Consider the following 10,629-nt stretch of genomic DNA (forward strand, 5'->3'; position numbering starts at 1 on the left):
CTTGACTAATGCCCGTAACAACGGGCTTTTATCTCGTTCTAAAACTACCATCTGAAAATGGATCTTCATACTCTTTGACACTCAATTTATCAAGTGCAATGTCATTTTTCTCCTGCTCGCGAATATATTTCGCAACTGTCTTTTCATTCAGTCCAACGGTACTAACATAGTAGCCTCTAGCCCAAAACTTTCGATTTCCATACTTATATTTCAAATTAGCGTGTTTATCAAATATCATTAGAGCACTTTTACTTTTCAAATATCCCATAAAATCGGAAATCGAAAGTTTTGGGGGTATCAAGACAAGCATATGAACATGGTCTGGCATCATGTGTCCCTCAATGATTTCCACGCCTTTGTATTGACATAGATGACGGAAAATATCAATTAAGTCCTGTCTAATTTTGTAGTAAATGGATTTTCTTCGGTACTTAGGTGTGAAAACTATGTGATATTTGCACATCCATTTGGTATGTGATAAACTGTAACTGGTTTTAGCCATTTCTTTTTCCTCCTTTATCTAACCTGAACAATTTGATTATAACAGGAAAAAGAAATGGAAGCTCAAAGCCTTGGCAGCCACCAGCATAGCTGGTGGTTTTCTTGTTTTTCTCTACGAGAAAAACTGGCTCGAAGCCATAAAACAAAAGACAAGGCTTAGAAACCTTGTCTTTTAAACTATACCGGCGGCCGGGGTCGAACCGGCACGTCCTTGCGGACACTGGATTTTGAGTTTGGCTCTTGAGGGTTTGTGAGAATGAAAACCCAGTAAAATCAGTATTATAAGCAACTACTTCTATCGCAAAAACGGTGGAATTTTTTATTTTTAGTAACTTTTTAGGAACTAGATTGCTTCAATCGTCCTCTTATCTCTTTGCTTAGTTTGTGAAGTTCTTCATCGTAACTCAGCTTTTCTCCATAGAATTTGCTAAATGTAAATGACCTTATAACTTCTTGGCGACCTTCTTCAGTGCCTTCATCAAGTAATTTTAGATAATGTTGAAAATCTCTAATCGCTCTTTGTTTTACTGTTTCAAAATCTTCCTGTTCCGTAACTGAATAATTAACAGGTCTCCATTCCTCAACCCATTGAATTACATCATCCCAATATCCCATTTGGTCTCACTTTCCAATTATTATTTTACTATGTGTTGAATTTATTATAACCTCCCTGTAAATAATTATCAATCACATACTAAGGGCTATCTTTAACTTAATATTTTTTATTTTTTGCTTGCCATATGAAAAATTTAGTGCTATACTATGGGTAGTCAATGCTCAACGCATTAAAAACTTTTTAGAAAGAGGGATTCTTAATGAGGATTCAAATGAGATTATCTAAAGAAGGTCGTATCGTTTTGGAGGAATTAAAATTAGAATATCTAAAGCAAGGGGAAGAAAAAACCTCTGGAGTAATTCTGGATGAGATTTTTGAACATTTTAAACAAAATTTTCAAAAAGTAAATTGGAAGTTTGTTCAAAATGAACCTGAATTTGATGATATTTTAGCGGATTATACTTCTGTCAATCCTACAACTCTTAATTTAACCGAAGAAACAATCAATATAATGTATGAAATCAGAGACCATTTCAATAAAGTGTTAAAAATGAAAAGAACCGTCTACCGTTCATTTATTATTCGAATGATTTTGAAAGCTTACAAACTAGAAAAGCAAGGCACAGATATTTATTTATAATAGATGTTTATTTCATCTATTATAATTTTAAATCAATAGGTAGTCAAAAATGAACAATTGTTTTGGCTTTAATTTTATTAGAACGAGGTGGGTTCATGTTTGAAATTGACCAAGAAACTTTAGATTACTTCTACGAAGAATTGGAAAGCTATTATGATGAGGACGAACAAGGAGAAATTTTTGACGGACTAAACGACTAGGAGGAGATTTCCCCCTCTTGCTGATTTACTAATAGAAAGGTTTATTATTATGACACAACTTACGATTTCCACTTGGAATATCAACCAACGCTCAGGGATTGGAGAACAAATTCCTGATATGGTTGTAACTGAACTTAAACAATTAGACACAGATATTATATGTCTAACAGAGTATGTAAAGACTGAAAAACATAATTTATTCTGTACCAGATTACAAGATATTGGCTATGAAATTTTTGTAGATGACTGTACTCTTGATTTTGGAAATGAAATTCTAATAGCTATTAAAAGTTCTTTAATTTCTGATAGTAAATTCACTACCATTGATAATGATGATAGTAATCCAAATTTTTTGCGAGTTACAGTCAATATATTTGGTAAAGAGTTAAATATTATCGGTACTCGTATAAAAATTGGTGGAAAAGATGTTATTAAAGATTTTAAAGAACGCAAAATACAGTTAGATAATCTAATTGCAAATTTACCCTTAAGGCAAGACAACACAATAGTTCTAGGCGACTTTAATAATGGCTTCTTCAAACAAACCGATGATGTTTATTCCTACCAAGGAAAAGCTAGGGAATTTTACTCTTATCCATTACTTGTCAAAGAAATGAGTGAATCAGGTTTAACTGCATATACTCCATCAGATGTAAATTCTTGGAAGTATTGTAAATTAGACCATATTTTTGCTAATGTTCCTATATCAAATGAAACTTATTCCTGGAAATTCATAAAAAATCCTGATTATAAAAGCCAAGTAGGCTACCCAGACCATGCGATTTTATCAGCAACTATCTCACTTTAATAGTTAGAGAGGTGATTTTATGATTAGACTGAAACATATAGCAGATTTAACAAGAAATTACATTATTTCAAGTCGCCGATTAAGAGTAGTCCATTGGTTGATACTAGGACTGACGGTCTGTACTCTATTTACTATTATCGTAAATATTAGGGCACCTGCTTTTCTTCAAATCCCATTCTTCTTACTAAGTGGTTTTGTTATATATAAAATCCACCTTGAATTAAAATCTTTCAGATATAACCTAGATTTTTATTTAATAATTAGAGAAAGTTTATTGTATGTGCTATATACTAACCGACTTTATACTGCTCAAAAAGATAGTACAGGGCATGAAAAAATTATTAGAAGTGCAACCTTAGAATATGAGCTAGATAGGCAAAAGGGTCACGTACTTATCAAAGCTCTGATTACAGGCGATGAATTTAGCAAAAAAGTACAGTCACTTGATGATGTCCTTGCTGGAGTTCTCGAACTTGAATTAGACGAGAAAATTATCCGTCCTAGTTTTGTAGAGTACCACTTTTACTACAAAAAACCAGAAAGATTAACTTTACAATCTCACAGTCAAAAACAACTGATTAACAACCATAATATTGATTTAGGATACGGAATAATCTATGACCCTGTAAAATGCCCTCACATTTTGGTTTCAGGAGGTACAGGAAGTGGAAAGTCAGTTTTTATTACTTTCTTGATTTTAGAACTTCTCAAACGACAGTCAACTATCTACATAGCAGACCCTAAAAATTCTGACCTAGGTAGCTTGTCACACTACTTTGGAGAAAAATATGTAGCAACCACTCCTAATAATATCGCTCGTATTGTCCGTTTAGTAGTCGAAGAAATGCAGGAACGATATCAATCTATGCGTGATAACTTTCTATACGGCTCAAACTTTGCAGACCATGGCTTTAAACCTCTATGGCTGATTTTTGATGAAATGGGGGCATTTCAAGCGTCAGGGACAGATAAAAAATCAAGAGAAATTATTGCCGAAGTTATGGACGGAATTAAACAAATTATTTTACTCGGAAGGCAATCAGGTATATTTATCCTTGTAGCAGCCCAACAAATGAGAGCCGAAACCTTAAATACTGACCTTAGAGATAACTTGGGATTGAGAATCGCTCTTGGTGCCAATTCTAATGAAGGTTATAGAATGGTCTTTGGCTCTGCTACTCCTGACAATTTGAAACCTATTGAAGTAAAGGGAGCTGGCTATCTTTATATGCAGGGGTCAGGTAGGGAAAACGCTCAATACTGGGAAAGCCCCTACTTAGATACCAAACAATTTAATTTTATAAGCGAACTACAATTATATTTAGAGGAAACCAACTAATTGCAATCGATATTTTTACTGAAATTCGTAAGATTTTCAGTAGAAATATCGGTTCCTCATCGCTCAGCGATGATAAGAAAGGAAACTATTATGAAACTAAATGATTTTTTGAAACCTGAACTCCTTGGTAATCGCTTCTTTGCCGTAAAAGGATATACTGAGGTCTTAGACAGAGAAACAAATAAACCAATAGCTTTACGGCTCAATGTATCAATTCAAGATGAAACCTCAGATTTCTTTATGGAAATGATTCAAGTCAAAGTCAACACTTTAACCCCTACTGCTTCTGTTCAAGAAATGGCAAACAACAAGACTTGTCCTGTTGCGCTTAAAGATTTGAACGTTGGACAATTCAATGGCAATCTTTGGTTTGCTTGCTCTGATGTCTTACCTGTAACAAAATAGTTATGTTAAAATATAACAAAAACATATAAAGGAGTTTTACAATGCAAATTTTTACTTATAACGATTTTCTAAAAGACAAAGGAATCATAACTTTTGAACAGGCTGGAATAATTTTAGATGAACTTTTAAATTCATCAAACATCCATAATCCTGAATTTCAAGGATATTGGAAAGAACTAATCGAATATAGCGCAAAGTATGCCGAAATGCGTGGAAAATGGCGAATACTTGCAAAAGAAGAGCAAGATGCACTTGATGATTCAAGAAGAAATATTCATAACAGAATTAGAGATAACCTTATTTCTATCAGGGGCTTGGCTCAAATCAATGGCAAAGATACTACTTGGTTTGATAAGTTTCATGACGATAGAAAACGAATGGGGGATTTTGCTAATTACTTAAATTATGTCTACGCATTAAATGCTAGATAGGAGAAACCAATGATTGAAGATGTCAACCCCTATTCTCATCCTCCTAGAAAATATTCCGATTCAGAATTACAAGCAATAAAAGATTTATTAGAAGTAATGATATTTTTTATTGATGATACTCCTCATACAAATAATAAACGAATTTGGTTTGATACACTTAAATATTGGGAAAATACAAATTATATAAGGTTCACACACCAAATTGACCTTCATTCTTTACATCGTATCGCTGAAGAAGATTTAAGTTGGGAAGGTGGATATAAGTTCAAACCTCAACAAATTGAAGATATATTAAAGTGGATGCAAACTCAAGAATGGATAAGAAATGAGTAAGAAGTCATTTCAGTAGGAGGTTTTATGTCTAAAATTTATGCCATGTCCGATATTCATGGACATTATGATGAATTTATTGAAAGCCTGTCAAAAGTGGATTTATCTGATACGGACAATCGACTTATATTGCTTGGCGACTACATAGATGGCGGTTCTCAATCTTTTCAAGTTATCTCAAAAATCATCGAACTAGAAAAAAAGTTTCCTGACCAGGTTATCACTTTATTAGGAAATCATGAAGAATATTTTTCTGAGTGGCTATTTGAGGAAGACGGAGCTTCTAAATACACTTCCTATGATACTATAATTAGTTTCATTGGTCAGAATAAGCGAAAAAATATCGTTGATACAGTTGTATCAGATTTTTCTATATCTGATGAAGAATGCCTAGTTCAAATTAACAAGAAAATAAGAGACTGTGTTACTTCTGAATATCCTGCAATAGTAGATTGGTTTAGAAATAAATATTTTAATTCAGAACGTTTTTATGAGACTGATAATCAAATATTTGTCCATGCTGGAGTTGATGAAGAGTTCGGAGAAAATTGGAAATTGTATTCTAATCCTGATATTTTTACTAACAAATTTCCAGCAAGTATCGGATATTTTTATAAGGATATTATTTCAGGACACATTGCTTCTTCAGAGGTCGCAAATGACCCAAGCTATCTTGGAAAAATCTACTATGACCAAAAAAGTCATTATTTTATTGATGGTTGTGTTGGTAAAAGTCATATCATACCCGTTCTTTGTTATAATACCGTCACTCAATCATATAACTACTAGGAGGGTTACCGTAGGGGTTGATGTAAATGATTTTTGTCCAATAAGTTTAACCGAAACATTAAACAATAATACATAACTACTTCTAATCATGTACCTAGGCAAAACTGCCGACTGGAGGTCGGCAAGCTGGAAGCGTGTTTAGCAGAGCGGTGCTTAGGATCACATGATAGAAGTAGGGAGGAGCTTTGCTCCTCCTAGTTTATTTATTATATAGACAATCTTTTGGCGAAAGCCAATCAAAAAGGAACTATTTTTTATGACCTCATATAATAAAAAAATAGTCCGCACTTCTTCCTATATTGAAATTTGGGAATATGATAAGCCAATATTTTCAAAAGGAAAATCAATTACAGATACTAATACTGAAAACAAGGAAAAATCAAAACGCAGAACATTTGACGAACTAACACCAGAAGAACAAGAACAACGTCTTGAACGCATGAAAAAAACTCGCTTAGAAGCAAAGTGGAGCTTACTCCGACTAGTCGACTGTAACTTTGATGATACGACTTCTTTTCTTACCTTGACCACTAAAGAAAATATCAGCGAGAGAAACGAATTCAAAGACTTACTCAAAACATTTATCAAACGCTTTAACTATCACATATTTAAAACCAAGAAAAGCCAATTAAGATATATAGCAGTATTAGAAAAGCAAAAACGTGGAGCATGGCATGCTCATATTCTACTTTTCAGCGTTCCCTATATTCCACATAAGAAACTATTAGAGCTTTGGGGACACGGAGCAGTACGGATAAATAAAGTTGATGTTGATAGCAAAGAAAATCGTGGCCGATATGTTACTAAGTATTTTGAAAAAGGAATTGGACAAGAATTGTTGGAAAATTTCGGTAAACAAGCCTATTTATCATCACGTAATTTGAAAAAGCCTGATGAAGATAAGTTTTACACCTATGAAGTTTTCAACTATGATAGTTCAGTCGTACTATATGAAACGGAATACACTAGCAAAGTTTATAAAGACGGTCAGTATTTCGATAATCTTGTAAAGTATAAAAAAATAAAATTAGATGATTAAAGGAGTAAGTCACATGATAGCAACTGTAAATAAAAATGACCTTGTTGCACTTGGTTTCTCTGAAGGAACTTCTAAACGTATCATCAGACAGGGGAAAGAGCTTCTAATAGCAAGAGGATTTAAAGTATATCAAAATAAGCGTATTGGAACTATCCCTGCTTCTATCGCTACTGAATTACTTGGTTTTGATGTTCAAAATAGCTCTCTTTCTAGGGGGTAATGTATGGCAATTAGAAAGGATAAAGACGGCGGTTGGATAGTTGATATTAGCAATGGCTTTGACCCAATAACACTAAAACAACGTAGAGTAGTTAGAAAGGGCTACAAGACCAAAAAAGAAGCTACTGAAGCAGAACACTACCTAAGAAGTGTAGAGCTAAAAGAACGCTTCTATGGGGCTAAAATAACTGTTTCTATGCTCTATGAACTGCTAAAAGAAGAAGATAACATAAATTGTCGCAAGATTAGCTATATCAATACTCAAGATAATAACTACAACAGACATATTAAAGACTATTTTTCAAAGGTTGATAATGTTGGAAAATTGACTTATGAGGACATATATCAGTTTAGGGAACATCTTAAACAGAAAGTAGCTCAAAATTCAAATAAACCGTTAAGTACAAATACTATCAATAAAATAATGATTCTACTCAAAAAAATCTTTGACATAGGCTTGCGAAAAGGTTATTACGCTACAAATCCTGTAAAACTACTAAAAAAATTACCAATTGAAAAAACAAAAATGCAGTTTTGGACAGTTGAAGAATTTCATCAGTTTCTAACGCTGTTTGAGCCTGAAGAATACAATATCAAACTACTATTTACCGTTTTGTTCTTTACAGGGTTAAGACTTGGAGAAGCACTAGCACTAACATGGCAAGACATCGACTTCTCAAGCAATACAATTCATATCACAAAATCTATCTATGTCAATAAAGGAATTAGCCACATTAGCACAACAAAGACTAAAGCAGGAACTAGGAGGATTATTATAAATAAAAAATTAAGCCAAGAACTACAGCATTGGCAACAGCAACAAAAATATCTGTTAGGGCAATTTACTAGCGATAGTTTGACACTTCAAGTATTTCAAAGTAATCCCCTCACAATTACAAAAAATGCTGTTGAAAAGCAATACAAGAAAATCCTTGAACGCGATGAAACACTAAAAAAGATACGAATACACGATTTTAGGCACTCACACGCTTCCCTACTGATTAACCAAGGGGAAGATTATCTAGTTGTAAAAGAACGGCTAGGACACGCTTCTATCACGACTACGATTGATACATACTCACACTTGTACCCAAGCAAACAAAAAGCTTTGGCTGATAAGCTTGATGACCTGCTATAAAACCTTTATATACTATCTAAAAGAAACATCAACAAAATCTAAATAATACGAAAGGTATAAACAATGAAACATAATTTCGAAGTTAAAATTCTAATAAAAGAAAACCTTGACGAAGACGATAAAACTTATATTCAGAAAGTAATAAACAAGTTGAAAAAACGTTACGGCATAATACAGGAAGGAAATATATATTATAGAAATGAAGTAAAGAAATTTGATGATTACCCTTATAGTGTGAGTTTTGCACTAAGAGTTTCAAGATATACTAGGTATTTTGAAATATTTCAATTTAATAATATTGCAATTGGTGAATATAATCGTATGGAATTCGAGCCAAAAGTATGGAAAGAAAGACATAATATAGAGGTAGTAATATTTCTAAAACAAGACCTATCTGAAGAAGATGAGACATACATCCTAAACGAAATTGAAAAATACAAAAAAGAATTTGGAATTATACAAGACGGAAATTTATTTTACAGAAATGAACGAAAACTACTAGATGACTTCCTTATCGTACATAAATTCGGTTTTACGATGAGTAAATATAAGCAATATTTTGAAGTCTTATATTTAAATAGCATGGCAGAAGGTATCTACAATCATGAGCTTTAAAAACTAACAAGGTGTACATATTATAATCTGTCAAACAGAAAAAGAGGTTAAGACTTTTAGTCGTAACCTCTTCAAATTTACTTAAGAAAATGTGATGCCAAAGGATTAGTTAAACTAACAAAGTAAGTGAACTTCTTATTAGCGAAATCCACACAATAGAAGAAGATACAGTCGTCATCTATTGAAAACTCAACTTGAAAAGGTAGCAATCCATAGAAACTGATAATATTTCTGATATAGCACAAGGTAGAAAACAAAAAAATTTCATCAGCAAATTCTATACCTAAAATTTGATTATGTTCAAGCAGAAAATCACTCCATGATGTAATATCAAATTTATCATTATCTATGAAAAACTCAGTTACTGCCTTGACATTTTTTGAATTAACTTGTGACAATGCATTTAATATTGTAGTATTATCTACGTTGCCAAGAACCAAGTTTGAGATATTGTTACTAATAATAATCTCCGCCCTCCTTTTGAACGTAGCATAGTAGTATTTTGACCCCTCATTTTTTTCTTTAATATAATCACTAATGGTTCTATTATTTAAAATATAAAACGAAGTACTATAAAAGTCAGACTTTGTTAGTGGTAACCTAAAGTGGTCTGGTAAAAAATCGTACTCTGGTCTCCAATCGTTCAAAACAGCATCACAGATATCTTTAACAAGTATTGGGCTAAGTGGCATAAATTTTTCCTCCAAAAATTACTAATATGTCAATTGCACCTCTATGCAATCTTGCTCGAACGCTCCTCATTACGAAACCTCCTTTCTCAAAAAGAGCGTATCTCGTTCATTCTTGGCTACCCATAGTGTAGCACTAAATTTCTCAAATTGCAAGTCCAATGCAAAAAAAATAGTAATTTTTAGTAACTCAAACAAGAGAAACTACAAGCACAAAACAAAAGACAAGGCTTAGAAACCTTGTCTTTATAACTATACCGGCGGCCGGGGTCGAACCGGCACGTCCTTGCGGACACTGGATTTTGAGTCCAGCGCGTCTGCCAATTCCGCCACGCCGGCATATAGTTGAACTGGGGTAGCTGGATTCGAACCAACGCATGAGGGAGTCAAAGTCCCTTGCCTTACCGCTTGGCGATACCCCAATATTAAAATAGGCGAGTGAGGGGAATCGAACCCCCGAATGTCAGAGCCACAATCTGATGTGTTAACCACTTCACCACACCCGCCATATAACACGGGCAGTAGGAATTGAACCCACACTGAAGGTTTTGGAGACCTTAGTTCTACCTTTAAACTATGCCCGTAAAGGTATGGAGAGAGAGGGATTCGAACCCCCGAACCCGAAGGAGCGGATTTACAGTCCGCCGCGTTTAGCCTCTTCGCTATCTCTCCGAAATATAAATTAATGGCGCGAGACGGAATCGAACCGCCGACACATGGAGCTTCAATCCATTGCTCTACCAACTGAGCTACCGAGCCAAATTCTTAAAGAAATTGCGGGAGCAGGATTTGAACCTACGACCTTCGGGTTATGAGCCCGACGAGCTACCTAGCTGCTCCATCCCGCGATAATAGTAAGGAGGATGTGGGATTCGAACCCACGCACGCTTTTACACGCCTGACGGTTTTCAAGACCGTTCCCTTCAGCCG

14 protein-coding genes and 7 tRNA genes are annotated in these 10,629 nt (G+C 34.1%); 11 read left to right on the forward strand and 10 right to left on the reverse strand.

From position 1 onward, the window contains the following. Positions 1-28: 28 nt before the first annotated feature. Both tnpA and SST111_RS11720 read right to left on the reverse strand, forming a co-directional pair. Entirely contained in the window at positions 29-502 is a 474-nt protein-coding gene (gene tnpA / locus SST111_RS11715) for an IS200/IS605 family transposase (protein WP_024378560.1), read from the reverse strand. A gap of 335 nt (positions 503-837) precedes the next feature. Further along, entirely contained in the window at positions 838-1,116 is a 279-nt protein-coding gene (locus tag SST111_RS11720) for a hypothetical protein (RefSeq protein WP_099811567.1), read from the reverse strand. A 212-nt stretch (positions 1,117-1,328) separates the two neighbouring features. Between SST111_RS11720 and SST111_RS11725 the strand changes: the two genes are divergently transcribed. The 11 genes from SST111_RS11725 (at position 1,329) to SST111_RS11775 (ending at position 9,010) form a co-directional block, all read left to right on the forward strand. Continuing rightward, complete coding sequence (locus SST111_RS11725; RefSeq protein ID WP_044760343.1) at positions 1,329-1,697, forward strand: hypothetical protein; 369 nt, start codon at positions 1,329-1,331, stop codon at positions 1,695-1,697. Positions 1,698-1,946: 249 nt separating this feature from the next. Continuing rightward, positions 1,947-2,705 carry an endonuclease/exonuclease/phosphatase family protein gene (locus SST111_RS11730; RefSeq protein WP_099811569.1) on the forward strand — a complete coding sequence of 253 codons (759 nt, stop codon included), beginning with the start codon at positions 1,947-1,949 and terminating at the stop codon, positions 2,703-2,705. Positions 2,706-2,724: 19 nt separating this feature from the next. After that, positions 2,725-4,044: an FtsK/SpoIIIE domain-containing protein gene (locus SST111_RS11735; protein WP_099811571.1), complete on the forward strand. Its 1,320-nt coding sequence runs from the start codon at positions 2,725-2,727 to the stop codon at positions 4,042-4,044. A 90-nt stretch (positions 4,045-4,134) separates the two neighbouring features. Next, the gene (locus SST111_RS11740) at positions 4,135-4,449 is read left to right on the forward strand and encodes a hypothetical protein (RefSeq protein WP_004195544.1); all 315 of its coding nucleotides are present in this window, start codon (positions 4,135-4,137) and stop codon (positions 4,447-4,449) included. A 41-nt stretch (positions 4,450-4,490) separates the two neighbouring features. Beyond that, on the forward strand, positions 4,491-4,880 hold the full coding sequence (locus SST111_RS11745; protein ID WP_099811573.1) for a hypothetical protein: 390 nt from the start codon (positions 4,491-4,493) through the stop codon (positions 4,878-4,880). 9 nt (positions 4,881-4,889) lie between these two features. Then, positions 4,890-5,213 (forward strand): hypothetical protein, encoded by a 324-nt coding sequence (locus tag SST111_RS11750; RefSeq protein WP_099811575.1) that lies wholly within the window; start codon positions 4,890-4,892, stop codon positions 5,211-5,213. Between the two features lie 24 nt (positions 5,214-5,237). Beyond that, a complete protein-coding gene (locus SST111_RS11755; protein ID WP_044760337.1) occupies positions 5,238-5,999 on the forward strand; it encodes a metallophosphoesterase in 762 nt (253 codons plus the stop codon). A gap of 256 nt (positions 6,000-6,255) precedes the next feature. Next, the gene (locus tag SST111_RS11760; protein WP_004195527.1) at positions 6,256-7,038 is read left to right on the forward strand and encodes a rolling circle replication-associated protein; all 783 of its coding nucleotides are present in this window, start codon (positions 6,256-6,258) and stop codon (positions 7,036-7,038) included. Between the two features lie 13 nt (positions 7,039-7,051). Then, positions 7,052-7,258: a DUF3173 domain-containing protein gene (locus SST111_RS11765; protein ID WP_004195525.1), complete on the forward strand. Its 207-nt coding sequence runs from the start codon at positions 7,052-7,054 to the stop codon at positions 7,256-7,258. A gap of 3 nt (positions 7,259-7,261) precedes the next feature. Beyond that, positions 7,262-8,395, forward strand: a complete 1,134-nt coding sequence (locus tag SST111_RS11770; RefSeq protein WP_044760339.1) for a tyrosine-type recombinase/integrase — start codon at positions 7,262-7,264, stop codon at positions 8,393-8,395. A gap of 63 nt (positions 8,396-8,458) precedes the next feature. Then, positions 8,459-9,010, forward strand: coding sequence for a hypothetical protein (locus SST111_RS11775; protein WP_044760341.1), 552 nt, complete (start codon positions 8,459-8,461; stop codon positions 9,008-9,010). A gap of 77 nt (positions 9,011-9,087) precedes the next feature. On the opposite strand, the gene SST111_RS11780 is transcribed toward SST111_RS11775, so the two are convergent. From SST111_RS11780 to SST111_RS11815, 8 genes are all read right to left on the reverse strand, one after another. Further along, positions 9,088-9,702 (reverse strand): hypothetical protein, encoded by a 615-nt coding sequence (locus SST111_RS11780; RefSeq protein WP_099811578.1) that lies wholly within the window; start codon positions 9,700-9,702, stop codon positions 9,088-9,090. A 252-nt stretch (positions 9,703-9,954) separates the two neighbouring features. Further along, positions 9,955-10,038, reverse strand: a tRNA-Leu gene (locus SST111_RS11785). An 11-nt stretch (positions 10,039-10,049) separates the two neighbouring features. Further along, positions 10,050-10,121 (reverse strand) — tRNA-Gln (locus SST111_RS11790). A gap of 11 nt (positions 10,122-10,132) precedes the next feature. Continuing rightward, positions 10,133-10,205: transfer RNA gene (locus SST111_RS11795), tRNA-His, on the reverse strand. Positions 10,206-10,212: 7 nt separating this feature from the next. Continuing rightward, a tRNA-Trp gene (locus SST111_RS11800) sits at positions 10,213-10,283 on the reverse strand. A 7-nt stretch (positions 10,284-10,290) separates the two neighbouring features. After that, positions 10,291-10,371, reverse strand: a tRNA-Tyr gene (locus SST111_RS11805). Between the two features lie 14 nt (positions 10,372-10,385). Beyond that, positions 10,386-10,458, reverse strand: a tRNA-Phe gene (locus SST111_RS11810). Between the two features lie 15 nt (positions 10,459-10,473). After that, a tRNA-Met gene (locus tag SST111_RS11815) sits at positions 10,474-10,547 on the reverse strand. Between the last annotated feature and the right edge of the window lie 82 nt (positions 10,548-10,629).

Source organism: Streptococcus suis YS161 (assembly GCF_002760245.1).
Taxonomy (GTDB): domain Bacteria; phylum Bacillota; class Bacilli; order Lactobacillales; family Streptococcaceae; genus Streptococcus; species Streptococcus suis_I.

Coding starts and splice junctions, on each gene's coding strand:
- tnpA (WP_024378560.1), bottom strand. CDS start 502: ATGGCTAAAACCAGTTACAGTTTATCACATACCAAATGGATGTGCAAA.
- SST111_RS11720 (WP_099811567.1), bottom strand. CDS start 1,116: ATGGGATATTGGGATGATGTAATTCAATGGGTTGAGGAATGGAGACCT.
- SST111_RS11725 (WP_044760343.1), top strand. CDS start 1,329: ATGAGATTATCTAAAGAAGGTCGTATCGTTTTGGAGGAATTAAAATTA.
- SST111_RS11730 (WP_099811569.1), top strand. CDS start 1,947: ATGACACAACTTACGATTTCCACTTGGAATATCAACCAACGCTCAGGG.
- SST111_RS11735 (WP_099811571.1), top strand. CDS start 2,725: ATGATTAGACTGAAACATATAGCAGATTTAACAAGAAATTACATTATT.
- SST111_RS11740 (WP_004195544.1), top strand. CDS start 4,135: ATGAAACTAAATGATTTTTTGAAACCTGAACTCCTTGGTAATCGCTTC.
- SST111_RS11745 (WP_099811573.1), top strand. CDS start 4,491: ATGCAAATTTTTACTTATAACGATTTTCTAAAAGACAAAGGAATCATA.
- SST111_RS11750 (WP_099811575.1), top strand. CDS start 4,890: ATGATTGAAGATGTCAACCCCTATTCTCATCCTCCTAGAAAATATTCC.
- SST111_RS11755 (WP_044760337.1), top strand. CDS start 5,238: ATGTCTAAAATTTATGCCATGTCCGATATTCATGGACATTATGATGAA.
- SST111_RS11760 (WP_004195527.1), top strand. CDS start 6,256: ATGACCTCATATAATAAAAAAATAGTCCGCACTTCTTCCTATATTGAA.
- SST111_RS11765 (WP_004195525.1), top strand. CDS start 7,052: ATGATAGCAACTGTAAATAAAAATGACCTTGTTGCACTTGGTTTCTCT.
- SST111_RS11770 (WP_044760339.1), top strand. CDS start 7,262: ATGGCAATTAGAAAGGATAAAGACGGCGGTTGGATAGTTGATATTAGC.
- SST111_RS11775 (WP_044760341.1), top strand. CDS start 8,459: ATGAAACATAATTTCGAAGTTAAAATTCTAATAAAAGAAAACCTTGAC.
- SST111_RS11780 (WP_099811578.1), bottom strand. CDS start 9,702: ATGCCACTTAGCCCAATACTTGTTAAAGATATCTGTGATGCTGTTTTG.